General features: G+C 34.8%; 23 protein-coding genes, 4 tRNA genes and 1 pseudogene. 9 read left to right on the top strand and 19 right to left on the bottom strand.

All coding sequences use genetic code 11. The annotated features are described in order from the left end of the window. Positions 1–4 precede the first annotated feature (4 nt). From nuoK to BJB63x_RS02740, 12 genes are all read right to left on the bottom strand, one after another. Positions 5–313, bottom strand: coding sequence for an NADH-quinone oxidoreductase subunit NuoK (gene nuoK, locus BJB63x_RS02795; protein WP_078718918.1), 309 nt, complete (start codon positions 311–313; stop codon positions 5–7). A 13-nt stretch (positions 314–326) separates the two neighbouring features. Then, positions 327–947, bottom strand: coding sequence for an NADH-quinone oxidoreductase subunit J (locus BJB63x_RS02790; RefSeq protein WP_078718917.1), 621 nt, complete (start codon positions 945–947; stop codon positions 327–329). 99 nt (positions 948–1,046) lie between these two features. Then, positions 1,047–1,538, bottom strand: coding sequence for an NADH-quinone oxidoreductase subunit NuoI (gene nuoI / locus BJB63x_RS02785; RefSeq protein WP_078718916.1), 492 nt, complete (start codon positions 1,536–1,538; stop codon positions 1,047–1,049). 12 nt (positions 1,539–1,550) lie between these two features. Then, entirely contained in the window at positions 1,551–2,597 is a 1,047-nt protein-coding gene (gene nuoH / locus BJB63x_RS02780; protein ID WP_078718915.1) for an NADH-quinone oxidoreductase subunit NuoH, read from the bottom strand. Between the two features lie 26 nt (positions 2,598–2,623). Continuing rightward, positions 2,624–4,693 (bottom strand): NADH-quinone oxidoreductase subunit NuoG, encoded by a 2,070-nt coding sequence (nuoG, locus tag BJB63x_RS02775; protein ID WP_078718914.1) that lies wholly within the window; start codon positions 4,691–4,693, stop codon positions 2,624–2,626. Positions 4,694–4,742: 49 nt separating this feature from the next. Further along, positions 4,743–6,050: an NADH-quinone oxidoreductase subunit NuoF gene (gene nuoF / locus BJB63x_RS02770; protein WP_078718913.1), complete on the bottom strand. Its 1,308-nt coding sequence runs from the start codon at positions 6,048–6,050 to the stop codon at positions 4,743–4,745. A 170-nt stretch (positions 6,051–6,220) separates the two neighbouring features. Continuing rightward, complete coding sequence (gene nuoE, locus BJB63x_RS02765) at positions 6,221–6,871, bottom strand: NADH-quinone oxidoreductase subunit NuoE (protein WP_078718912.1); 651 nt, start codon at positions 6,869–6,871, stop codon at positions 6,221–6,223. Further along, entirely contained in the window at positions 6,871–8,061 is a 1,191-nt protein-coding gene (locus BJB63x_RS02760; RefSeq protein ID WP_078718911.1) for an NADH-quinone oxidoreductase subunit D, read from the bottom strand. The genes nuoE and BJB63x_RS02760 overlap by 1 nt, the downstream gene beginning before the upstream one ends. Before the next feature lie 192 nt (positions 8,062–8,253). Beyond that, entirely contained in the window at positions 8,254–8,874 is a 621-nt protein-coding gene (locus BJB63x_RS02755; RefSeq protein ID WP_078718910.1) for an NADH-quinone oxidoreductase subunit C, read from the bottom strand. A gap of 13 nt (positions 8,875–8,887) precedes the next feature. Continuing rightward, positions 8,888–9,469 (bottom strand): NuoB/complex I 20 kDa subunit family protein, encoded by a 582-nt coding sequence (locus tag BJB63x_RS02750; protein ID WP_078718909.1) that lies wholly within the window; start codon positions 9,467–9,469, stop codon positions 8,888–8,890. Further along, complete coding sequence (locus BJB63x_RS02745) at positions 9,460–9,825, bottom strand: NADH-quinone oxidoreductase subunit A (protein WP_078718908.1); 366 nt, start codon at positions 9,823–9,825, stop codon at positions 9,460–9,462. Before BJB63x_RS02745 ends, BJB63x_RS02750 begins: the two co-directional genes overlap by 10 nt. Before the next feature lie 322 nt (positions 9,826–10,147). Then, positions 10,148–10,224, bottom strand: a tRNA-Asp gene (locus BJB63x_RS02740). Between the two features lie 226 nt (positions 10,225–10,450). Here BJB63x_RS02740 and BJB63x_RS02735 point away from each other — a divergent pair. From BJB63x_RS02735 to parE, 5 genes and pseudogenes are all read left to right on the top strand, one after another. Further along, positions 10,451–10,526: transfer RNA gene (locus tag BJB63x_RS02735), tRNA-Val, on the top strand. A 494-nt stretch (positions 10,527–11,020) separates the two neighbouring features. Then, complete coding sequence (locus BJB63x_RS02730; RefSeq protein ID WP_078718907.1) at positions 11,021–11,647, top strand: LemA family protein; 627 nt, start codon at positions 11,021–11,023, stop codon at positions 11,645–11,647. Beyond that, positions 11,648–12,499: a TPM domain-containing protein gene (locus BJB63x_RS02725; RefSeq protein ID WP_078718906.1), complete on the top strand. Its 852-nt coding sequence runs from the start codon at positions 11,648–11,650 to the stop codon at positions 12,497–12,499. It begins immediately after the preceding gene. A gap of 294 nt (positions 12,500–12,793) precedes the next feature. Continuing rightward, positions 12,794–13,530, top strand: a pseudogene (gene lipB / locus BJB63x_RS02720) (lipoyl(octanoyl) transferase LipB). A gap of 95 nt (positions 13,531–13,625) precedes the next feature. Continuing rightward, positions 13,626–15,704, top strand: a complete 2,079-nt coding sequence (gene parE, locus BJB63x_RS02715) for a DNA topoisomerase IV subunit B (RefSeq protein WP_078718904.1) — start codon at positions 13,626–13,628, stop codon at positions 15,702–15,704. Positions 15,705–15,721: 17 nt separating this feature from the next. Here parE and recJ read toward each other — a convergent pair whose 3' ends face one another. After that, a complete protein-coding gene (gene recJ, locus BJB63x_RS02710) occupies positions 15,722–17,506 on the bottom strand; it encodes a single-stranded-DNA-specific exonuclease RecJ (RefSeq protein WP_078718903.1) in 1,785 nt (594 codons plus the stop codon). Between the two features lie 230 nt (positions 17,507–17,736). On the opposite strand from recJ, the gene rplM reads away from it, so the two are divergent. Further along, entirely contained in the window at positions 17,737–18,201 is a 465-nt protein-coding gene (gene rplM / locus BJB63x_RS02705) for a 50S ribosomal protein L13 (protein ID WP_078719525.1), read from the top strand. A gap of 1 nt (position 18,202) precedes the next feature. Continuing rightward, entirely contained in the window at positions 18,203–18,688 is a 486-nt protein-coding gene (rpsI, locus tag BJB63x_RS02700; protein ID WP_078718902.1) for a 30S ribosomal protein S9, read from the top strand. A gap of 120 nt (positions 18,689–18,808) precedes the next feature. Here the strand turns inward: rpsI and BJB63x_RS02695 are convergent, their stop codons facing one another. From BJB63x_RS02695 to BJB63x_RS02670, 6 genes are all read right to left on the bottom strand, one after another. Then, entirely contained in the window at positions 18,809–19,174 is a 366-nt protein-coding gene (locus BJB63x_RS02695; RefSeq protein WP_078718901.1) for a response regulator, read from the bottom strand. 554 nt (positions 19,175–19,728) lie between these two features. Further along, positions 19,729–19,805: transfer RNA gene (locus BJB63x_RS02690), tRNA-Arg, on the bottom strand. 36 nt (positions 19,806–19,841) lie between these two features. Continuing rightward, entirely contained in the window at positions 19,842–20,147 is a 306-nt protein-coding gene (locus tag BJB63x_RS02685; RefSeq protein ID WP_078718900.1) for an ETC complex I subunit, read from the bottom strand. A gap of 93 nt (positions 20,148–20,240) precedes the next feature. After that, positions 20,241–20,317: transfer RNA gene (locus BJB63x_RS02680), tRNA-Pro, on the bottom strand. Positions 20,318–20,870: 553 nt separating this feature from the next. Then, entirely contained in the window at positions 20,871–21,560 is a 690-nt protein-coding gene (hdaA, locus tag BJB63x_RS02675; protein ID WP_078718899.1) for a DnaA regulatory inactivator HdaA, read from the bottom strand. Then, the gene (locus BJB63x_RS02670; protein ID WP_442855948.1) at positions 21,557–22,711 is read right to left on the bottom strand and encodes an AI-2E family transporter; all 1,155 of its coding nucleotides are present in this window, start codon (positions 22,709–22,711) and stop codon (positions 21,557–21,559) included. Before BJB63x_RS02670 ends, hdaA begins: the two co-directional genes overlap by 4 nt. 227 nt (positions 22,712–22,938) lie before the next feature. On the opposite strand from BJB63x_RS02670, the gene purM reads away from it, so the two are divergent. Together purM and purN are read left to right on the top strand one after the other, a co-directional pair. Next, on the top strand, positions 22,939–24,021 hold the full coding sequence (purM, locus tag BJB63x_RS02665) for a phosphoribosylformylglycinamidine cyclo-ligase (RefSeq protein WP_078718897.1): 1,083 nt from the start codon (positions 22,939–22,941) through the stop codon (positions 24,019–24,021). Beyond that, entirely contained in the window at positions 24,018–24,629 is a 612-nt protein-coding gene (gene purN / locus BJB63x_RS02660) for a phosphoribosylglycinamide formyltransferase (RefSeq protein WP_078718896.1), read from the top strand. Before purM ends, purN begins: the two co-directional genes overlap by 4 nt. Positions 24,630–24,718: the final 89 nt, after the last annotated feature.

The raw sequence follows: 24,718 nt of genomic DNA, 5'->3' as shown, positions 1-24,718 counted from the left end.
CTTATCAGCCTTTCATCATATTAACATCTTCAACCGCAATGGAACCACGATTACGAAAAAACACAACAAGAATTGCTAAACCAATTGCAGCTTCAGCAGCAGCTACTGTCAAAATAAATAAAGAAAATACCTGTCCAACTAAATCATGAAGAAACGCTGAAAATGCAACAAAATTCAGATTGACTGAGAGTAATATAAGCTCAATCGACATAAGAATAACAATTACATTCTTTCTATTTAAAAAAATACCAAGAATACCAATTGTAAATGTCAATGCAGAAACAGTGAGATAATGAGCAATATCAATGTACATAATAATCTTTCCGCTAAATACCTTTACCTGATTTAACTTTTTTGATTTCAATTGCATTTTCTACTGTTCTAGCAACTTGAACTGCAACCGACTGTCGTTTAATGCTTGATCTGTGACGGAGCGTTAAAATGATAGCGCCAATCATCGCAACCAATAAAATCACCCCTGAAATTTGGAAATAGAAGACATAATCTGTATAGAGAATATCTCCTAGTGCTTGTGTGTTTGTCCTCTGTGTTAACTCTGGTGTTGGTTGTGTAACATGAATTCCCGAAACTAAAGAAAAACGGTTATTAATAAAAACAAAAATAAGCTCTATAGCTATAATAATGCCAATAAAAGCACCAATGGGAGCATATTTAAGTGCACCACTTTTAAATTCAGTAAAATCAATATCAAGCATCATAACTACAAATAAAAATAAGACTGCTACAGCACCAACATAGACAATCAATAATATAAGTCCTAAAAATTCTGCTCCTGCGAGTAAAAATAAAGCTGCAGCATTAAAAAATGCCAATATTAAAAATAATACTGAATGAACAGGATTACGCGCAGAAATAACAATAACTGCGCTTATAAGCATAATAAAAGCAAAAATATAGAAAAATGCCACCGCTAGGCCTGTTAGCATGGGCTTCCCCTCAATTAATTAAACAATTGGTATGAAAACTCATACCAGATTACCACTTATTGGATACATTATCCGACTTCTCCATTTAATAATAGATCTTTAACGATAAGGTGCATCTATTAATATATTACGAGCAATTTCTCGCTCCCAACGATCTCCATTATTTAAAAGTCTTTCTTTATCATAATAAAGTTCTTCACGCATTTCTGTTGCAAATTCAAAATTCGGTCCTTCTACAATAGCATCAACTGGACAAGCTTCTTGACAAAAACCACAATAGATACATTTAACCATATCAATATCATAACGAATAGTTCTACGTGTGCCATCATTAAGTCGAGGTCCTGCTTCAATTGTAATAGCCTGTGCAGGACAAATTGCTTCACATAATTTACATGCAATACAACGTTCTTCGCCATTCGGATAACGACGCAAAGCGTGCTCACCACGAAAACGTGAAGAAACAAAACCTTTTTCATAGGGATAGTTAATTGTAGGTTTTGGAGAAAAAAACTGACGCATTGCCAAACAAAAGGCACTTATGAATTCTAATAATAGGAGTGATTTTACTGCTTGAATAAGACTTGACATATAAAACTTCCTCTAAGCTAAACCAGTATATTGCAAAACAGCAGCAGTCATTACAACCATTGCCAATGAAATAGGAAGAAATACTTTCCAACCAAGACGCATTAACTGATCATAGCGATAACGGGGTACAAATGCTTTAACCATAGCAAATCCAAAAAATACAAAGCAAACTTTTAGAACAAACCAAATAACACCAGGAACACAATTAAGCCACCAAATATTAAAAGGAGGCAACCAACCACCTAAGAACAAAATAGTCGTCAATGCACACATTAAAACAATAGCAACATATTCACCAAGAAAAAAGAGCATATAAGGGGTTGAAGAATATTCAACCATGTGCCCAGCAACAAGCTCAGATTCTGCTTCAACTAAATCAAAAGGGGGACGGTTTGTCTCTGCCAGTGCAGAAATAAAAAATATAATAAACATTGGAAAAAGAACTAACCAATTCCAATCAAGAAAACTACTGAATGGCAAACCAATACTCTTTCCAAAACCATTATTTTGTTCAAGAACAATTGTTGTAAGATCTAGTGAACCACTTACTAAAACAACTGTAACAAGAACAAGACCAATCGAAACTTCATAAGAAACCATTTGTGCTGCTGAACGAAGAGCTCCTAAAAAAGGATATTTTGAATTTGATGCCCATCCTCCCATAATAACACCATAAACTTCAAGAGATGAAATAGCCAGTATATACAACAAACCAACATTAATACTTCCTATTTCCCAACCTTTATTAACCGGAACAACTGCCCATGTAGATAATGCAAGCGCTGCTGAAACGAAAGGAGCAAGAAGAAAAACACCTTTATTAGCACTTGCAGGGATAATAGGCTCCTTAACAGCAAATTTAATTAAATCTGCAAAAGACTGTAACAATCCCCACGGACCAACAACGTTTGGCCCACGTCGTAACTGCACAGCTGCCCAAATTTTCCTATCAGCATAAAGGAAATAAGCAATCAAAATCAAAAGAACAACTAAAAGAAGAAGTGTTTTTCCTACTATAATCAATAATGGTAATAGCCAGATCATAAAGAAATCGTACATAACTGTTCCTTTTTCCCTCTCTGTCCTTACTTCATAGCTTCTGTAGAATGACTTTTCGCAAGAGATGAACATTCTGCCATAACTGCAGAAGCACGTGCTATTGGATTTGTCAAATAAAAATCTTTAATCATAGAAGTAAATTTTTGTGGATTCAGAACAATCATTTGTGAACCGAGAGTTTTAAGATCACTTATACATGAAGGTAATATATCATCAATAGCACAAAGATGTGGAAAATCATTAAATAAATTTTGTCTCAATTGAGATAATGAATCAAAAGGGAGTTTTTTATTTAAAACGTCTGATAAAGCACGTAAAATAGCCCAATCTTCCTTTGCTTCACCTGGAGCAAAACCAGCTCGATTTGTCATTTGAACACGACCTTCTGTATTAACATAAAGCCCTGATTTTTCAGTATAAGCAGATGCTGGTAAAATCACATCAGAAGCATGCGCACCATTGTCACCATGGCTACCAATATAAATGATAAAGGCTTTGTTATTGGTTAATTCTACTTCATCAGCACCAAGCAAAAATAAAACCTCACAAGTTTTAACAATATTTTTAATTCCTAATTTGGAAGTGAAACCAATATCTAGTCCCCCAACAACCGATGCAGCATTATGAAGAATACCAAATCCATTCCATTTTTCACTAAGAGCACCAACAAGATCAGCTAGTTTTGCAAGATTCTTTAAAACAGATAAACCTTCCTGCCCTGAAACAGCACCTTCCCCAATAAGAATAAGCGGCCTCTCAGCTTTTTTCAGTACATCAAAAAATACATTCTCTCCACTGATAAGGGTATTTAATGCATCAGTACCAGATCCAAGATAAGAATATGGATAGCGCAAATCGACCTGCTCTCCGATTAACGCAATTGGGATTTTTCCTACTCGTTGCCGTTTTAAAATACGTGCATTTAAAACCGCAGCTTCAGCACGTGGATTAGATCCTACAATTAACAATGCATCAGCACATTCGATTCCTACGATAGTGGGATTAAAAATATAACTCGAACGTCCTAGTTCAGGGGATAAAACCATACCCCTTTGACGACAATCAAATACTTTCGAACCTAATGAAAGCAATAATGATTTAAGTGCATACATTTCTTCAACAGATGCAAGATCCCCAGCAATTGCTCCAATTTTTTTTGCTGGGGTTTCAGATATAACTATTTTAATTTTTTCAAAAGCTTCTGACCAACTTACAGGCTGAAGTTTTCCATCTTTTCGAACATAAGGTTTATCAAGTCTTTGAGTGCGCAATCCATCCCAAATAAAACGCGTCTTATCAGAAATCCATTCTTCATTTATATCTTTGTTGATGCGTGGCACAATTCGCATAACTTCACGCCCGCGGCTATCAATGCGAATGGCACTACCAAGAGCATCCATTACGTCAATCGACTCTGTTTTAATCAATTCCCATGGACGAGCACGAAACGCATAAGGTCTTGAAGTTAAAGCACCTACTGGACAAAGATCAATAATATTGCCCTGCAATTCCGATGTCATAGCTTTTTCAAGATATGTTGTAATTTCAGCATCTTCACCGCGGCCAATTAAGCCAATATCAGAAACACCTGCAATCTCTGTTGTAAAACGAACACAACGTGTACAATGAATGCATCGTGTCATAACAGTTTTTACAAGTGGCCCAATATATTTATCTTCAACAGCACGTTTATCTTCTGTATAACGAGAACAGTTACGACCATAAAACATTGCTTGATCTTGAAGGTCACACTCACCACCTTGATCACATACAGGACAATCTAATGGATGGTTAATGAGAAGAAATTCCATAACACCTTCACGCGCTTTTTTAACCATCTCCGTATTGATAAATATTTCAGGTATTTCACCATTTGGTCCTGATCGTAAATCACGAACTCCCATAGCACAAGAAGCTTGTGGTTTTGAAGCTCCACCTTTGATCTCAACTAAACACATACGACAATTTCCGGCAATTGATAGAGCTTCATGAAAGCAAAAACGTGGCACCTCAGCACCTGCAGCTTCAGCGGCTTGAAGCAATGTGTAGTAGTCAGGAACTTCGATTTCTTTACCATCAACTTTAATACTTATCATTACAATCCAGCCCGCAAATAAACTAATTAATTTTTTAAAACGAAACTCTTTATTTTAATGTTTTCAAAGCAATATTTTTGCTTTGAACTGCACTTCGCGTATAATCATCAATTCTTCGTTCAATTTCTGAACGAAAATTACGAATTAACCCTTGTATAGGCCACGCCGCAGCATCTCCAAGCGCACAAATAGTATGCCCTTCAACTTGCTTGGAAACTTCAAATAGAAGATCAATTTCGCGTTTTTGTGCTCTTCCTTCAACCATACGTCCTAAAAGACGCATCATCCATCCGGTGCCCTCACGACACGGTGTACATTGACCACAACTTTCATGTTTAAAAAAAACTGCTATACGCCAAATTGCCTTAATTATATCGGTTGATTTATCCATGACAATCGCGCCACCTGTACCAAAAGAAGACCCAACATCTCGCATCCCATCGAAGTCCATAATGGCATCTATCATATCTTCTCCACGAACAATCGGACAAGAAGCTCCCCCTGGAATAACTGCTAAAAGATTACTCCATCCACCACGAATACCACCTGTATGTTTTTCAATCAATTCACGAAAAGAAACACCTAAAGCTTCTTCAAATGTACAAGGCGCATTAACGTGTCCAGAAATCATAAACAATTTTGTCCCCACATTGTTTGCACGACCAATCGATGAAAACCACGAGGCACCTCGACGTAAAATCGTAGGAACAACTGCGATAGACTCTACATTGTTAACGGTTGTTGGACAACCATAAACTCCCATATTTGCAGGAAATGGAGGTTTAAGTCGAGGTTGACCTTTTTTCCCCTCAAGGCTTTCAAGAAGAGCTGTCTCCTCACCACAAATGTAAGCGCCAGCACCATGGTGAACTATAATATCACAAACATGACTATATTTAGTCTTTTTGCCAAGCAAATCTGCTTCATAACACTCATCAATTGCAGCCTGAAGCGCTTCACGCTCACGAATATATTCACCACGGACATAAATAAAAGCAACATTTGCTCCCATTGCAAAAGTAGCAATGACACATCCTTCAATTAGAGTATGGGGATCATGTCTTAAAATATCACGGTCTTTACATGTTCCTGGTTCTGACTCATCTGCATTTACAACCAAATAATGAGGTCGGCCATCACTTTGTTTCGGCATAAAAGACCATTTCATGCCAGTAGGAAAACCAGCACCACCACGACCACGTAAACCTGATGCCTTCATTTCATCAATAATCCAATCACGGCCTTTTTCAATAATCGCTTTGGTACCATCCCAGTGTCCCCGCAACATCGCAGCTTTCAAAGATTTGTCTTTAAAACCGTAAATATTGGTGAAAATGCGATCCTTATCAGCCAGCATACTCGACCTTTTTTTCTATAATTGAATGCATTTTTAGCATTTTCTTAATTCAATTCTTCACTAATTTTTTAAAACTTCTATTTTATATTAAGATATTTTTAAAAATCGATAAGCAATTAATATTTCCTAATTTAACTTAAAGAAATATTTATCCAATTTCCATTCCTTCATTACTCTTTTTCTTTGAAGACTTGAATGATTTTATTTTCATCCACATCACTTAAAGAAGTTAAGCCACTGATAGGCTCTGATGATTTACGATTATTTTGTGGTCCTACAGCTATATCAGAACCTTTACCCGCCTCAAATGCATCAATAATTTCTTCAAGACGTTCAGCTGTAAGATCCTCATAAGTATCTTTAAAAATCATAACCATTGGAGCATTAACACAAGCACCAAGACATTCTACTTCTTCCCATGATAATGTTCCATCTTGATTAGTAATAAAAGGCTTATAATGAATTTTTTTCTGACAAACTTTGATCAATTCTTCAGAACCACGTAGCATGCAAGGGGTAGTACCACAAACTTGAATATGTGCCTTTGTCCCAACTGGCTTAAGTTGAAATTGAGTATAAAAAGTTGCAACTTCTAAAACACGAATATAAGCCATAGAAAGTAACTCAGCGATATGTTCAATCGCAGCACGCGTTACCCAACCTTCCTGCTCTTGAGCACGCATTAACAAGGGAATGACAGCAGATTGTTCACGCCCTATAGGGTATTTTTTTATGGTATTTCGCACCCACGCCTGATTCTCTTTTGTAAAAGAAAACTCTGCTGGTTGGTAGATATCATCTGCAAGACGGCGTACAGACATTAACGATCAATCTCCCCAAAAACAATATCAATCGAACCCAAGATAGCTGTTGCATCTGCTAACATATGACCTCGTGTCAGAAAATCCATGGCTTGAAGATGAGCAAAACCAGGAGCACGTAATTTAACACGATAAGGCTTATTTGTTCCATCAGAAACCAGATAAACGCCAAATTCACCTTTTGGAGCTTCTACGGCAACATAAATTTCTCCAGGAGGAGTATGAAAACCTTCCGTATAAAGCTTAAAATGATGAATAAGTGCTTCCATTGAACTTTTCATTTCACTGCGTTTTGGTGGTACAATTTTACGATCTAAACTTGAGACTGGACCATTCCTTTCAGAATCAAGCAAACGGTTTACACATTGTCGCATGATTTTTGTTGACTGGCGCATTTCTTCCATACGAATGAGGTAACGATCATAACAATCACTATTTTTACCTACAGGGATATCAAACTCCATTTCATCATAACATTCATAAGGTTGACTTTTGCGTAAATCCCATGGAACACCAGCTCCACGTATCATTACTCCAGAAAAAGCACGAGCCCAAGCTTCATTAATACTCACCACACCAATATCTACATTCCGTTGTTTAAAAATCCGATTAGGTGTTATAAGTGCGTCAAGTTTATCAAGGGCAATAAGAAATGGGTCAATAAAATTACCAATATCTTCAATTAAAGATTCTGGCAAATCTCGATGCACACCACCAGGACGAAAATAATTTGCATGAAGACGTGCACCACACGCACGTTCATAAAAAATCATCAATTTTTCACGTTGTTCAAAACCCCAAAGTGGCGGTGTTAAAGCACCAATATCCATCGCTTGTGTTGTTACGTTAAGCAAATGATTGAGAATACGCCCAATTTCAGAAAATAGAACGCGAATCAATTGCCCTCGCTTGGGAACCTCAACTCCCAATAATTTTTCAATAGCAAGTACAAAAGCATGCTCCTGATTCATAGGAGCAACATAATCTAAACGATCAAGATAGGGGCCTGCCTGAAGATAAGTTTTTGTTTCCATTAACTTTTCTGTACCACGGTGTAGCAATCCAATATGTGGATCCACACGCTCAACAACCTCACCATCCAACTCTAAAACCATACGCAAAACACCATGCGCAGCAGGATGCTGTGGACCAAAGTTAATATTAAAATTTCGGACATTGACCTCAGCCACTATCAACCCCTTATTTTTTCAATGCGATCTTAAAAATTGAACACCAACAATATTCTGTTATTATAATGGAAAACACAAAATAACCCCTCATTATGTGTAAATAATTTATGTCGAATATACAAACCTTATATACACTACCCCTATTGAAAACGCTCAGTTATTTTACAATAAGTTACAATTTTAATCGCATCTTTAATTCTTAATATTATTTTTTGTCTCCTGACTTTCATTATATGGCAAAACATATTGATTACCTTCCCAAGGTGAAAGAAAATCAAAGCTACGCATTTCTTGCCTTAAAATAACAGGTTCATAAATGACCCGTTTGACTTCATTATCATAACGACACTCAACAAATCCTGTTACAGGAAAATCTTTGCGCAAAGGATGTCCTTCAAACCCATAATCCGTCAAAATGCGTCGCAGATCTGGATGTCCTGAAAATAAAATGCCATACATATCGTAGGCTTCACGCTCATACCATTCCGCTCCTGGATAAACCGAGCAAGCAGAAGCAACAGCAGTATTTTCATCAGTACGAACTTTAATACGTAAACGCAAATTATGCCGCGGAGATAATAACTGATAAGATACATCAAAACGTTTTTCACGAGAAGGATAATCTACACCACTAATATCTGTAATATTGATAAATTGACAACGAGAGTCATCACGAACAAACATTAAAACATCAATAATTGCGTCAAGGCGCGATATAATCGTCAATTCCCCAAACGCAAAGACACTTTCTTCTATCTTATCTCCTAATTTATCTTTCAAATAATTAGAAAGCTCAATTAATACCTCACTCATTATCATAAAGCTCCTATCGCTCTATAGAGCCAGTACGGCGGATTTTTTTCTGCAATAACAAGATACCATACAACAACGCTTCTGCTGTAGGAGGACATCCTGGAACATAAATATCCACTGGGACTATACGATCACATCCACGCACAACCGAATAAGAATAATGATAATACCCACCACCATTTGCACAGGACCCCATAGAAATCACATAACGCGGTTCAGGCATTTGATCATAAACTTTACGTAAAGCAGGCGCCATTTTATTTGTTAGAGTGCCGGCAACTACCATAACATCAGATTGACGTGGTGAAGCGCGTGGTGCATATCCAAAACGTTCGTTATCATAATGAGGCATTGAGCATTGCATCATCTCGACTGCACAACAGGCTAAACCAAAACTCATCCACATCAATGAACCGGTACGTGCCCAAGTTATTAAAGCATCTGCCGAAGTTACCAAAAAGCCTTTATCCCCTAATTCAGTATTAATATCACTGAAAAATTTATCATTAGAGCCTACTAACTCACCTGTATTTGGATCAATGATCCTTTTTGGTTTCGGAGCAACAACGGTTGAATTATTAAACCCTAATTCCATTCAAGAGCTCCCTTCTTCCATTCATATATAAATCCAATCGTCAAGATCGTTAAAAACATAATCATTGACCAAAAACCAAATATACCTATTGAGGCAAATGAAACAGCCCAAGGAAAAAGAAAAGCAACCTCAAGATCAAAAATAATAAATAAAATAGAAACTAGATAAAATCGAACATCAAACTTCATTCGAGCATCATCAAAAGAGTTAAATCCACATTCATAAGCTGATAACTTTTCAGGATCAGGTGCACGATAAGCGACAATATAAGGTATGATTAAAAGAACAGCAGCAATAATTGCCGAAACAGTAATAAAAATTAATATCGGTAAATAAGAGTTCAATAAATCAGTCATAATCCTTTTCCGCTTTAATGAAGTTTTGAATTAACGTAATCATCTATTATTGTCTAGATTAACACACAATATTACAATAATTATCACGCTAATTCCGCTCGTACAACTTAAAGGGTATGCCGTGCAGTATTCATCTCGTTTCTATAGGTATCGCAGAGAAAAGAAAGACGCAAGCCTTTATTCTCATAAAACTATATGAAAAAAGAAAAAAATCAAATATCATCTTCTATAGAAGACCCTTAATATTATATATTACAATTCAGGATTTTTTAAAGAAAAAAGCGTACAGTATAAAGATAGAAAATTAAAGAATACTTTGAAATGGCGCGAGTGACGGGGTTCGAACCCGCGACCTCCGGCGTGACAGGCCAGCACTCTAACCAACTGAGCTACACCCGCGCACTTCTTGCAACCAATCAACATTGGTATGGATGGTCGTGTAGGATGTTCATTCGTTCCTGTCAAGAAGAATGAAACGTTTTTTTAAAAAAAATCAAATAAACAATGAAAAAATTAAAAACGCTTCTATTCTCTGAAAAACATTAACAAATAACATCTTTTATTCTTGCATTTAAAAATTTTTTTCCTTAAATAGAGTGCTTATCCAAGTGTAAATTATTACATTGGGCGATTAGCTCAGCTGGTAGAGCGCCTCGTTTACACCGAGGATGTCGGGAGTTCGAGTCTCTCATTGCCCACCATGTGCCTTTATTTTTTATATAAATTACTGATTTTATTTATCTTTTTAAGGTATACTTATAAGATTCAAACGTAGCTTTAAAAAGAGAGATTGATGCATTAATTCATGACCATATATAAAAAAATACTTAAAAATCGACATGAAATTAGAAGTTAAATATTCAAAGCTATAAATTTTGAATAAGAATCAGAAGCTATTAAATTAATTATAATTTAGTTATATAATATGTTTAGTTTCACATCATAGTAAATATAGCAATTTTATAGTAAATATAGCAATTTTAATAATCGATTCAAATTTCAGTTATTAGTAAATATTAAAATTCATTCATTTTTTAAAAAAATGTATAATTTAGCCTTTCTACTAAAAAAATTATTGGAAAATAAATAAACTAATTCATCAATATAAATAATCAGCTAATTTACAAAGTCTAAAATACTTTGTCATATAATGAGATACGCCCTATATGGGTAAATAAGTTTTTGGAGATATTTTATGTTAGACGTATTAACCACACTACAAACTGTAGCTATCTATCCTATATTAAAGCGATTTTTTATTATCATTTTTTTAGTGTTTTTAAGTGGATGTGGATTTAACACAATACCAACGAATGAAGAAAAGGTGCATGCAGCATGGAGTGAAGTTCTAAATCAATATCAACGTCGTGCAGATCTTGTTCCCAATCTTGTAGAAACTGTTAAAGGTTATGCATCACACGAGAAAACTGTACTTGCTGATGTTATCGACGCACGTGCAAAAGCAACGCAAACAACCATCAATACTGATATGTTAAATAATCCAGATGTTATGCAACGATATCTCAGCAATCAAGCAAATTTATCAAGTGCACTTTCACGCCTTATGGCTATTGTTGAAAATTATCCTAATCTTAAAGCAAATCAGAATTTTTTAGCTCTCCAATCACAATTAGAGGGAACTGAAAATCGTATTTCTGTTGTTCGCCGTGACTATATTGAAGCAGTACGGGTATATAACACTGCACTCAAAACAATGCCAACAATGATTTGGGCGAAGTTATGGTTTCGCGATGCAAAATCTATGCAAACATTTACTATTGATAGTAATTCTCAACAAACACCGCAGGTTAATTTTAATTAAATGATACCATTTCGATATTTTATTCAACGTAATATTATTTTATTTTTTTTAGCTTTTACAGGCTTTCTATATTTAATTATTACGTTGAATAATATTGTCTATTCACAAATCTCATTCCCACGCTTAATTGGTCACGTTAATGATATAGCTCACTTACTTGATCGCGCAACAATAGAAAATCTGACTACAAAGCTGTCTGCTTTGGAAGAAAAAACAGGTGATCAAGTTGTTATTGTAACTGTCCCTACTCTTTCAGGAATTGATATTGAAACCTATAGTAATTCTCTTTTCCGAAAGTGGGCTCTAGGTCAGAAGAAGATGAATAACGGTATATTACTTGTAGTTGCACCAAATGAACGTGAAGTACGTATTGAAGTAGGCTATGGTTTAGAAGGAACATTAACGGATGCAGTTTCTGCAGTCATTATCAATAATTTCATTCTTCCTAATTTTCGTAACAAAAATTATCAACGAGGAATTATTGAAGCGATCAATGCAATTACCAAAATTATTATAGAAAATGATTCCGATTTTATTTCCCGAATCAAAGAAAAGGCTAAAGCCATTGAAATACAACGTAAACAACAAAAAATAGAAGAAATGATAGCAAATGCAGTTATATTTTTAATATTCTTTACAGTGATTGGTTTACCTATTCTAGCAATGATTTTTGGCAAAAAAGTAGGTCCACAAAAATATCGTTGGATGGGAATCGTTTTTACTCTTTGGTTTATCAATTTAAGTGCTGATGGTAGACGCTCTGATGGTATCTTCAGAAGGCATTCAAATGGTGGTGGTTTTAGAGGTGGAGGAGGCTCATCAGGTGGTGGTGGTGCATCAGGAAGATGGTAAAATATCTTTATATATATAACATCATATATTGAATATTAATTAATATAATAAACAAAATAATTATTTAAAAACAGAAATATAATATGAAATAATAAATTAAATTATTAATTAAAAAGATTCTAATCATTTTAAGGTTTTGTTAGGCCATGATAATTTGGAGCAATAAAGTTCGCTCTTAACTACTGTGAGAAAAAATATCGATAACTTTTATTTTTCATTTTCATTTCAATGAACAATTCTATATCGTACGCCATATTTTTACTGATAACCAAATAACTTTGATACATATTCTTGATGACATCTAAATTGAAATATATTGATCACAGTCATTTATCAAATCATTTTAAAACAGCTCACCAAGCTTCACCAGTTGAGTGGAAAATAAGTGATAATTTAGTCGAGTACCCTGAAGCATTACGCTATATGCAAGAACGTGTAGAGAATATTTCTGCAAAAATCGCGCACGAGCAAGTCTGGCTGCTTGAACATCCTTCCCTTTACACAGCTGGTACCAGTGCTAAAAAAAAGATCTATTAGCTCCTCATTCTCTTCCTGTATATGAAGCAGGTCGTGGTGGTCAATTCACATATCATGGTCCAGGACAACGTGTTGCTTACATTATGCTTGATCTTAAACGCCGAAAACAAGATATACGTGCTTTTATTAGTGCATTAGAACAGTGGATCATAAAAACACTTGCACAATTTAATATTAAAGGAGAACGTCGTAAAGATCGAGTCGGTGTTTGGGTTATTCGATCTGATCGCCCGCTAACGATAAATGGAACACCGACTGAGGATAAAATTGCTGCTATTGGTATTCGTATACGTAGATGGGTAAGTTTTCATGGTATTTGTATTAATATCGATCCTGATCTATCTCACTATAAAGGAATTGTTCCCTGCGGAATTACAAATTACGGTGTAACAAGTTTATTAGATCTGGGTTTGCCTGTAACAATGCACGATGTTGACATCGCTATGAAACGAGCTTTTGAACAAGTTTTTGGTCCAACAATTGATATTTCTTGAGTGAATTGATTTTTAAATAAAAAACAGGCAATAAAATTTAATTGTGATAAAAGCTTTATTTATGTAACCTAAATTTGGATAGACGATCGAGTGCTATGAGCAATAATGATAAAGATCTTTTTAGTATTTTAAATAATGCTCAGTCTCGCATAGAAGCAAAAGAAAAAAATAAGAAAATTTCAGTAAATCCGCAAGAAGTACCTCGAGCAATTTCTGTATCTGCTTCCAAAAATAATACAGAAGAAGGTGAATATAACGCTTTATCTATTCGAGTACTCGAAGGTTTAGAGCCTGTACGTTTACGCCCTGGGATGTATATTGGTGGAACGGACAGTAAAGCACTTCATCATTTATTTTCTGAAATCATCGATAATGCAATGGATGAAGCTGTTGCTGGTTATGCAGATTTAATTGATGTGTCATTGAATGAGAAAGGTTATTTAACAGTTACGGATAATGGACGTGGAATCCCTGTTGAAAATCATCCTCAAATGCCAGATAAATCTACTCTTGAAGTCATAATGACACAACTTCATTCAGGTGCAAAATTTGATGGAAAAGCTTATCAAACCTCTGGTGGATTACATGGAGTAGGTATTTCTGTTGTTAATGCTCTTTCTGATGATATGGAAGTTGAAGTAGCGCGAGAGCGCAAACTTTATCGCCAACGTTTTTCACGCGGTATTCCTCAATCTGGTTTAGAAAATCTAGGTGATGTTTATAACCGTCGCGGTACGCGCGTTCGCTTTCATCCCGACAGTAAAATTTTTGGAGAAAAAGTAACCTTTGAACCAGAGAAAATCTATAATATAGCACGCTCTAAAGCCTATCTTTTTGGTGGAGTAAAAATTCGCTGGAATTGTGATCCTATAATGCTTGAAGGTATAAAAAATATTCCTGAAAAAGCTGTATTTCACTTTCCAGATGGATTAAAAGACTATTTGTTATCCTCATTGAAAAATGAATATCGTGTAACATCTGAAATTTTTTTTGGTAAAACAAAACAAAATGGTGGTCATGGTTCAGTTGAATGGGCTATTGCTTGGTACGGTGGCAATGCTTGCGTACAATCTTATTGTAATACTATTCCAACTGTAGAGGGTGGAACACACGAAGCAGGATTACGACAAGCTCTCTTACGCGGTTTAAAAGCTTATGCAGAATTAATAGGTAATAAACGTTCTAGCATCATTACTTCTGATGATGTTATGATCTCAGCGATTGCAATTCTTTCAGTTTTCATTAGAGAACCCGAATTTGTTGGGCAAACTAAAGATCGATTAGCTACAATTGAAGCACAACGTATTGTTGAAAATGCAATACGCGACCCTTTTGACCATTGGCTTGCTAATTCTCCACAAGAAGCAAAAAAACTTCTTGATTGGGTTATTGAACGAGCTGAAGAACGCGTGAAACGACGCCAAGATAGAGAAATAAATCGAAAAACTGCTGTACGTAAATTACGACTACCTGGAAAATTAGCAGATTGCAGTCAAAATTCTGCTGCCGGAGCTGAATTATTCATTGTTGAAGGTGATTCTGCTGGTGGTTCTGCTAAACAAGCTCGAAATAGAGTTAATCAAGCAATTTTACCTCTTCGTGGAAAAATATTAAATGTAGCTAGTGCAGCACGTGAAAAAATGAGCTCAAGCCAAACAATCAGAGATCTTATCCTCGCACTAGGATGTGGAACACGTTCTAAATATTGTGAAGATGATCTAAGATATGAGCGTATCATTATTATGACAGATGCAGATGTTGACGGTGCTCATATTGCATCACTTTTGATTACCTTTTTCTTTCAAGAGATGCCTGATCTTATTCATCAAGGGCATTTATATCTCGCTGTGCCTCCTCTTTATAGAATATCACAAGGAGGAAAAGTCGCTTATGCGCGTGATGATATCCATAAAGATGAGTTACTAAAAACTCAATTTACTGGAAAGACCAAAATTGAAATTGGACGTTTTAAAGGCCTTGGAGAAATGCGCGCCGAGCAACTTAAAGAAACAACTATGCATCCTCAAAAACGCACACTTTTACGTATTGCTATCGATTCGATTGATATGCAAGAAACCAAAAATATAGTAGAAAGTTTAATGGGAACTAAGCCAGAAGCACGATTTCGATTCATACAAGAAAATTCTACTTTTGCAGATAATTTAGATATTTAATATAAAAAATATATCTATCAAATTACTGTGGCTGCATCGATAACACGTAATTGTGGATTTACGCTTTCCCTCCAATAATTCAAACTTAAATTACCAGCTAAATGGATTGTCTTACCAATATTTTCAGAAAGAAACTTACCAAGCGATGTTCCTACCGCACCAAAAGCGATTCCTTGCAATTTTTTGCCTTCAATATCAGAAATAACAAGGCGCAAATTGCCTTTTCCAACCTCGTATACATTAACTAAGCGATGAGAAGGAAAAACAAAAACAGGTTTAGCATTCCCTGAGCCAAAAGGACCTGCTTTTTCAATCATATCAAAAAGATCTTTATTCGCACCAGAAGCAGAAAGAAAACCATCTATACTAAGAGATTTTTCAGCACGTAATTGTGAAACCATTAAAGATACTTTCTCTTCTAACCATTTACGAAAAATTTCGATTTTTCTCGACTGAATTGTAAACCCTGCCGCCATACTATGTCCCCCACCCTTTTCTAATAAGTTTAATGCAACTGCTTCATGCACAAGCGCTCCCAAATCTATACCAGTAATTGAACGACCCGATCCAATACCAATTCCGTTTTCTTTCAAAGCTATTGCTAAAACAGGACAAAAAAAACGTTCTTTTAAACGGGCAGCAAGAATACCAACGATACCTGGATGCCATTCTTTATGAGCAATCACAAATGATGACGGTATTGCTTCACCTTGATAAATAGAATCAATATAAACTTCTGCTTGAGCTAATTGAATCATTTCCATTTCTTGACGTTCTTTATTAAGCTGGTCCAGTTGTTGTGCTATTCTATCTGCTTCATCTCTATCATTACAGCTGAGCAAATATGTACCTAAGGCCTGATTTCCAATACGTCCCCCCGCATTAATTCTAGGTCCCAATAAAAAACCGAAATGAAAACTATTGAGTGGTTCTCCTATATGCGCAACCTTTGCTAAAGCAGCTATTCCGGGATTATGCATAAAACGTGCTACCTGAAGCCCTTTAACTACAAAAGCACGATTAACACCTTGTAATGGAACTACATCGCATATAGTAGCCAATGCAACAAGATCAAGCATACTTAAAAGATCAGGAAGCGCTCCTCCCCATTTTTTCTCCCGCAATAAACGATTAACCCACATCAATGTAATAAATACAACACCCGCAGCACATAAATGTCCCTGCTCAGAAAAATCATCAGGACGATTAGGATTAACAAGGGCAACAGCTTCTTCGTGAACATTCTCCATTTGATGATGATCTAAAACAATAACATCAGCACCCGCACACCTAGCTGCTTTTATTGCGGCTGGACTATTCGCACCACAATCAACGGTAATAATTAAACTCGCCCCTTCTTGTACCAATCCTTTCATTGCTTGTTCATTTGGACCATAACCCTCAATAACACGATCAGGAATATAAATTTTTACTATTATGCCAAAACAATGTAAAAAACGTGCTAAAAGCGCTGCTGAACAAGCACCATCAACATCATAATCTCCAAAAACAGCAATCTTTTCTCGGTTTATAATAGCTTTAACCAAACGCTCCGCTGCACAGTGCATATCTATAAAATCTTTTGGATTAGGCATTAAAGTACGTAACGTTGGATTAATAAAAGTAATAGCTTCGGATTCATCGACACCTCTTACTGCAAGAACTCGAGCAAGTTGGTCCGGTAAACCAAATTTTTGAGAAATAGCACGAGCATTATTAACCCTCTCCACATCAAGAGCATCAACCCAAACCTGACCGCAAGCCGAGGATTGAATATTAAGTAAATAACGAGATCGTTGCATTATTGTCTAGAATACCCCACAAGTAGCAAAAATAATCAAGCCTTAAATGAATAAATCATCATAATATAATAGCTCGTTTATATAGGTTTTATTTTCTCTTGACGCAAATCATCAGACATTATATCAAATAAATAGAATACGTGCAGCGTATTTTGTTGTGATAATAATACACAACGCTAAGCAACAAAAAATGCCCTTATTTTAAAAGGGATCTTATGAAGGATACTTCTATGGCAACTTTTTCACAAAAGCCAGCTGAAGTGGTGAAAAAATGGGTCATTATTAATGCAGAAAACCTTGTTTTAGGTCGTCTTGCTGCACTCGTAGCTAACCGCTTACGTGGAAAACATAAAGCTACTTTTACTCCACATGTCGATGATGGTGATAATGTTATTGTTATCAACGCAGATAAAGTAGTTCTCACTGGAAAAAAATATACCGACAAAAAATATTATTGGCATACTGGTTATATTGGTGGAATCAAAGAACGTACAGCTCGCCAAATTCTTGAAGGGCGCTTTCCTGAACGAGTTATCGAAAAAGCTGTAGAGCGTATGATCCCTCGCGGTCCTCTTGGTCGTCGCCAAATGAAAAATTTGCGTGTTTACGCTGGTAGTGAACATCCACATGCAGCACAACAGCCTGAAATTCTTGATGTAGGTGCTTTAAATTGCAAAAATAAAAGGATTGCTTGATATGGCTGAAATTAATTCTCTCTCTGAACTTGGCGCTGCAACAGGTACTACAGAAGTTAATCAAAATATTGGTCCGGTTCATGTACAAAAACTTGACTCACAAGGACGTGCTTACGCAACAGGAAAACGTAAAGATGCTGTTGCTCGTGTGTGGATTAAACCAGGATCTGGAAAAATTACTATTAACAATAAAGAATTTGACAAATATTTTGCTCGTCCTGTTCTTAGAATGATTCTTCGTCAACCGATTGTTGCCACAAAAAGAGATACTCAATTTGATATTGTAGCAACCGTTGCTGGCGGTGGTCTCTCAGGTCAAGCAGGTGCAGTAAGACATGGACTTTCAAAAGCTTTAACTTATTACGAACCAGCGCTCCGTACTATTTTGAAAAAAGGAGGGTTTCTTACACGTGATAGCCGTGTTGTTGAACGTAAAAAATACGGTAAAGCGAAAGCGCGCCGCTCTTTCCAATTCTCAAAACGTTAATTCCAATTTTTATAATTATGTATTATAATCCCCGTTTCAGCGGGGATTTTTCCTTTAAAAGAATAAGTAAAACTTTTAGCTAAACAATATTTTCTCTTATTATTTTCTAAAAATGAAATTTTACTCTAAAAATGACTTTACCACTGTAATAAAATGAGGAATAGAAATAGGCTTTGACATGTATTCTTCACATCCACTCGCACGAATTCTCTCTTCATCTCCTTTCATAGCAAAAGCTGTTACAGCAACAATGGGGATAGATTTGAGTTCTTCATTTTCTTTCAATTGTTTAATAATATCAATTCCTGATACTTCAGGTAATTGAATATCCATAAGAATAAGAGAAGGTTTTGATGAACGGGCTAAATCTAATGCAATAAGGCCATTACGTGTTTCAACTGTTTCATAACCACACGCTTCTATAAGATCACGAAATAATTTCATATTAAGTTCGTTATCTTCCACGATCATGACTTTCTTTAACATTCGTATAAACTCCCTACCATTCCTGTATAAAAAGGCTATTATATACTAAATCCGTCATCGCTAAGATAATAAAAACGTAAACTTTGAAGAATCTAAATAAACCATAATGAAAGAATTTTTTATTACCACTTGTACAAGTAATATAATATTACTTAAACTTATAAAAAATATGTTTACAATTGCATTATTGCTTATTTTTGAAACCAAAATATTAAAAATTTTGACTAACTCATAGATAAAATTTAAATATTCATTTAATCAAAAAAATAACATTTGAATCATATAAAATGAAAACAGTTTAGAAATTTTCGCTTAAAATAAAAAAGAAGCAACTAAATAACTTGAAATTTAATTTACAAATACATATTGAATAAGTTTAGGTAATTCATATTAAAAGTATGAGAACATAGCTTATTTTTCAATATATTCCCTAATAACAACAAAATACACTTATTATCTGTTACTTAGATATAAAAAATTAGCGTTTTTTAATTAATTAAATATGTAATAAAAAAATCTCTAATTTTTATTAACCTGTTGATTTTATTAGAAATTGGCGATCCCGACAGGATTCGAACCTGTGACCTACGGCTTAGAAGGCCGCCGCTCTATCCAGCTGAGCTACGGGACCAAATAAAAACTATCTTAATAAAAGCGATATCCTCGCTCAATGCGTCCAAGGTTGCTGCCGACTACTATGAAAATTATCAGAATAAGAAATAGAGCGCTGTGAAACCTTATGCAAATTTTCTACTCGATAAGAGATAGCGTTTTTTATAGCAAAAGCTATTGCTTCTTCTTTTGTTTTAAACTGAATTTTTATTTGACTATTTATATCAGATGTTGCTGTATAACCCATAAGAGGCTCAATCATTTTTGTTTGTACTGGCTCATATTGAAGAATCCAAAAACCAGTATTTGCTTTGCCTGACTGCATTGGTGTTTTTGCTGGGCTATAAATACGCGCAACCATAAAGTTTTTTCCTCTTAATTAAGGTAATATCAAAATGATAACTTTAATGCACATCATTTGATTATAGCATTATCCTTATATTTGAGTATAACATGGTCGGAGCGATAGGATTCGAACCTACGACCCCCTGATCCCAAATCAGGTGCGCTACCAGACTGCGCTACGCTCCGTCATTTATATTTTTAATGTATCTTCCCTAAAATTTTCATAACAGAAGTGCAAGAGCAAAACACATTTTTTTAAAATTTTTCTATTTTTAATTATAGATAAAAATTCTTTTAACCACTCCCTTATCGAATTATACACTATAGAAATGAAAAATACCTTTACACAGAAAAATCTACATCATTCAAATAGAAGTATCCTTACAAAGAATTTAGAGACAATTCATCGTAGCTGTGCTGATTATATAATGATTATAAGAAAAATAACATAAGGAAAATAAAAATTCAAAAACTCCTTATTTAAAGAATTTGTTTTCTTTTATTTTAAATGACCTATTTAAAATGCATAATTGATAATAAAACACATATAAGATAGTTTGATATTATCCCAAAGTTATTATCCTTTCTAAAAAGGATCAGGAAATACGGCCCCAAAAATACAATCATTGCTTATAAAAAGGTATTATGGCTAAAAACTAAGCTGTATTTTTCTGTGCTTTAGATAATACGCAGATATGGCTAATTTTACTAAAATATCAGAATTATACAAAAACAGCATTTACTGAATTCCCATATTAATAACCTCGGTAATAATAGCGCGTGTTACCTTACTTTTTCTTTGTAAAGCTAATCGATCAATAGCATCAATAATGCACTTTAATGAGAATAGAGAACGCTCACAATGGCTTATAAGATAATGAATAATATTTGAATGAACTATAATTTGTCGATCAGAAAACAATTTAAAAGCAATAGCTGTTAATAATTCATCATCGGGTTGTTCTAATGCAACTAACATTACTGAATTAAGACGACTTTTAAGATCATTCAATTTTAAATTCCATGCAGATGGTAATGTCCGTGCAGTTATCAATAAAGTAGCATGTTTCACATAGAGATTTGCTTGTTTAACGCTATTAATTAAATGGAAAAGGCCAATTTCATTGATCTCGCCTACATCAATATTCTCAATTAAAAATGGTTTACCTGAAGAAGATTCAATAATAGCTTTATTAATCTCATCATGAAAAATATTTAAAGCATTAGCCTTTTGAGCCCATACACTAGAAAAATGCGTTTTTCCAGATCCTTTATCTCCAATTAAAATTGCAATAGGTGGAACCCAGTTTGGCCAGTGATTAATCAATTGAAAAGCCATACGATTGCTATCTGTTACTACCAAATCATCAAATTGAAAAATTGATTTATAAGAAAAATCCAGTGGTAACTGCATTTCACGCTTATTCATTCTATTGACTCCAAATTCCCACTTTGAGCATACATTTCGGAATTCAAATAAATATGAAGAACAAAACGAACCAGAACGCCAATGATGGCAGCTGCAGGAACAGCAACAAGCATACCGGTAAAACCAAATAGTGAACCAAAAGCAAAAAGTGCAAACATCAACCAAACTGGATGAAGGCCAACTGATGAACCAACAAGTTTTGGTTGCAGAATATAACCTTCAATAAATTGCCCAATAAAAAAAACTGTCATTACAATAACAATCCATCCCCAATCATCAGGATAAAATTGAACCCATGCGACACCGATAGATATTACAAAACTAATTATCGTACCAATATAAGGAATAAAGCTTATGAGACCAACAAACATACCAATTAAAAGAGCAAAATTCAGTCCTGTAATAGTTAAACCAACAGCATAATACCCTGCCAGAATTAAACAAGCAGTTCCTTGACCACGTACAAAACCAGCAACAGCTCTATCCATTTCATGAAAAAGACTGCGGACAGTTGTAAGATGACTGCGTGGTATCCAAGAATCAACCGCCTCAACCATGCGTGGCCAATCTAATAAAATATAAAACGTTACCACTGGTGTTACTACAAATAGACTGATAATATTAACAATAGATTTCCCTGACTTTAAAAGCGAATTCAATAGAGATGTAATAAAATCAGAGCTTTGACCTAAAAGCGCTTTAATATTAGTGTGTAATTCATTTGGGTCACTATCAAAGTAACGCCTTACCCAATCAAAATTATGCTCAACAAAAAAAGTTTGAATGCGATTGACATAAATCGGTAAACCATTGCTTACAAATTGTTGTATTTGCCCACTAATAATAGGAATCAAAATTATTAAAGCAACCACAAAAATAATAATAATAAGCAAAGTAATTAGCACAGTGCCCCAAAAACGATTAATTCCAATTTTTTCAAATATTTGAACAATTGGATTAAGAAAATAAGCTAATACAATCCCTGCTATAAAAGGAAACAAAATTGATCCAAAAATAAACATAAAAGTAACAAAAAAAATCAATGTACCTAGCCAGAAGAAAATTTGCTTTTTCATACTATTTGGTAACGGTGCTTGTGCATAAGCTGGTACATAAGCTGTATAATAATCATAGGACTTATTTTTATTCATTTTCTTGCTCACTGGCAGTAAAGAATTCTTCTCACTACTTGATATCCTATTCAATAAATATCCCCAAAATTCTTCTAAAAGATTACGGAATTTTTTCCACTTGAGTCAAGTAAGCAATATGAGCAATAATTGTATTTTAGAGAATAAATCCAATAACTCTTGCAGAGATAACTTTATCATGGCATTGTATAAATATCAAAATCTGATTTCCCATAAGGAAAGCTCCAATGAGCAATCAACATCTAATAAATAAAAAACCTAATAATCTTACCTATGCAGGAAGTGGCGTTGATATTGATATGGGCAATACAATGGTAGAAAAAATTAGACCCTATGTACACTCAACAAAACGAATAGGTGCAGATACAAAAATTGGCGGTTTTGGTGGTCTGTTTGATTTAAAAGCAGCAGGCTTTATAGATCCTATTCTCGTAGCAACTAATGATGGCGTGGGTACAAAACTAAAAATTGCTATTGAACTAGGTATTCATAATACTGTTGGTATTGATCTCGTAGCGATGTGTGTCAATGATTTAATTGTACAAGGTGCTGAGCCACTCTTTTTTCTAGATTATTTTGCAACTGGGAAATTAAATGTGGAACAAGGAGCAGAAATTGTTTCTGGTATTGCAGTAGGATGTCAACAAGCAGGAGCTGCTCTTATCGGAGGGGAAACTGCTGAAATGCCTGGTATGTATGCAAAAGGAGATTATGACCTAGCAGGTTTTGCTGTAGGAGCTACTGAACGGAATTCATTGTTACCTTCAAAAGACCTTGCGGAAGGAGATATTATCTTAGGTCTTAGTTCATCTGGAATTCATTCAAATGGTTTTTCTCTCATAAGACAAATCATTAAACAAAATGACCTAAAATGGAATTATTCTGCTCCTTTTAACCCTGAAATAACTCTTGGTGAAGCATTTCTGACACCAACTCGTATTTATGTAAAATCGCTTCTGCCAATCATACGGAATTATAAAGGAATTAAAGCTCTTGCACATATCACAGGAGGTGGTTTTTCTGAAAATGTTCCGCGTGTTCTTCCATCTTCTCTTTGCGCTGAAATCAATCTTTCTGCAATTCCTATTCCACCAGTATTCTTATGGATTGCCCAACAAGGTAAAATACAAGAAACAGAAATGCTTCGAACCTTTAATTGTGGTATTGGCATTATTATTATTGTAGCACAGAATTCAGCTAAAGATGTTACGAAAGCACTTGAATCCCAAGGGGAAACTGTTATTTCACTTGGTATTTTAACAAAATACCAAAATCGAAAAGTTACTTATAAAGGTAAACTTAATTTATGAAAAAACAAATAATTATTTTTATTTCCGGTAACGGATCTAATATGGTTTCACTTATTAAGGCTAGCCAACAAATAGAATATCCTGCTAAAATCGTTGCGGTTATTTGTGATAATCCTCAGGCTGCTGGCATTAAAAAAGCACGTGATAATAACGTACCTATTCATATCGTTGATCGCAACAATTATTTAACTAAGGAAAAACATGAGGAGGACATCCTCACCATTTTATCCCAATATCAACCAGACCTGATCTGCTTTGCCGGTTATATGCGACTTATATCATCATACTTTATCAAGCTTTATGAAGAACGGATACTTAATATTCATCCCTCTCTTCTTCCTTTATTTAAAGGTTTAAATACTCATGAAAAAGCTTTAGCAGCAGGAGTTAAAATCACTGGCTGCACTGTTCATCTTGTTACAGAAGAAATGGATTCAGGAAAAATTCTTGCTCAAGCTGCGGTTCCAATACACCCTAATGACACTGTAGAAAGTTTAACAGAAAGAGTTTTGAAAGCTGAACATAAACTCTATCCAGAGGCTTTAAAAGCGTTTATTCAAGGAAATAATGAAGCAACAGATTATAAGCAACAGCTTTTGTCCCTCTAAACTAAAATTTTTTATAATGCAGCATTCATTTAAATACTTTTGTTTTATTTGATTTAAATGTATAGCTTAAAATAAAAAATATAAAAATA

It is taken from the genome of Bartonella sp. JB63 (assembly GCF_002022665.1).
Classification (GTDB): Bacteria; Pseudomonadota; Alphaproteobacteria; order Rhizobiales; family Rhizobiaceae; genus Bartonella.
The sequence above is the reverse complement of the archived record's forward strand: the minus strand, read 5'-3'. Positions and strand labels throughout refer to the sequence as shown.

Bases quoted from the DNA above. Each gene is read 5' to 3' on its own strand.
- nuoK (WP_078718918.1), bottom strand. From the start codon at position 313: ATGTACATTGATATTGCTCATTATCTCACTGTTTCTGCATTGACATTT.
- BJB63x_RS02790 (WP_078718917.1), bottom strand. From the start codon at position 947: ATGCTAACAGGCCTAGCGGTGGCATTTTTCTATATTTTTGCTTTTATT.
- nuoI (WP_078718916.1), bottom strand. From the start codon at position 1,538: ATGTCAAGTCTTATTCAAGCAGTAAAATCACTCCTATTATTAGAATTC.
- nuoH (WP_078718915.1), bottom strand. From the start codon at position 2,597: ATGTACGATTTCTTTATGATCTGGCTATTACCATTATTGATTATAGTA.
- nuoG (WP_078718914.1), bottom strand. From the start codon at position 4,693: ATGATAAGTATTAAAGTTGATGGTAAAGAAATCGAAGTTCCTGACTAC.
- nuoF (WP_078718913.1), bottom strand. From the start codon at position 6,050: ATGCTGGCTGATAAGGATCGCATTTTCACCAATATTTACGGTTTTAAA.
- nuoE (WP_078718912.1), bottom strand. From the start codon at position 6,871: ATGTCTGTACGCCGTCTTGCAGATGATATCTACCAACCAGCAGAGTTT.
- BJB63x_RS02755 (WP_078718910.1), bottom strand. From the start codon at position 8,874: ATGAGTGAGGTATTAATTGAGCTTTCTAATTATTTGAAAGATAAATTA.
- BJB63x_RS02750 (WP_078718909.1), bottom strand. From the start codon at position 9,469: ATGGAATTAGGGTTTAATAATTCAACCGTTGTTGCTCCGAAACCAAAA.
- BJB63x_RS02745 (WP_078718908.1), bottom strand. From the start codon at position 9,825: ATGACTGATTTATTGAACTCTTATTTACCGATATTAATTTTTATTACT.
- BJB63x_RS02730 (WP_078718907.1), top strand. From the start codon at position 11,021: ATGTTAGACGTATTAACCACACTACAAACTGTAGCTATCTATCCTATA.
- BJB63x_RS02725 (WP_078718906.1), top strand. From the start codon at position 11,648: ATGATACCATTTCGATATTTTATTCAACGTAATATTATTTTATTTTTT.
- parE (WP_078718904.1), top strand. From the start codon at position 13,626: ATGAGCAATAATGATAAAGATCTTTTTAGTATTTTAAATAATGCTCAG.
- recJ (WP_078718903.1), bottom strand. From the start codon at position 17,506: ATGCAACGATCTCGTTATTTACTTAATATTCAATCCTCGGCTTGCGGT.
- rplM (WP_078719525.1), top strand. From the start codon at position 17,737: ATGGCAACTTTTTCACAAAAGCCAGCTGAAGTGGTGAAAAAATGGGTC.
- rpsI (WP_078718902.1), top strand. From the start codon at position 18,203: ATGGCTGAAATTAATTCTCTCTCTGAACTTGGCGCTGCAACAGGTACT.
- BJB63x_RS02695 (WP_078718901.1), bottom strand. From the start codon at position 19,174: ATGTTAAAGAAAGTCATGATCGTGGAAGATAACGAACTTAATATGAAA.
- BJB63x_RS02685 (WP_078718900.1), bottom strand. From the start codon at position 20,147: ATGGTTGCGCGTATTTATAGCCCAGCAAAAACACCAATGCAGTCAGGC.
- hdaA (WP_078718899.1), bottom strand. From the start codon at position 21,560: ATGAATAAGCGTGAAATGCAGTTACCACTGGATTTTTCTTATAAATCA.
- BJB63x_RS02670 (WP_442855948.1), bottom strand. From the start codon at position 22,711: ATGAATAAAAATAAGTCCTATGATTATTATACAGCTTATGTACCAGCT.
- purM (WP_078718897.1), top strand. From the start codon at position 22,939: ATGAGCAATCAACATCTAATAAATAAAAAACCTAATAATCTTACCTAT.
- purN (WP_078718896.1), top strand. From the start codon at position 24,018: ATGAAAAAACAAATAATTATTTTTATTTCCGGTAACGGATCTAATATG.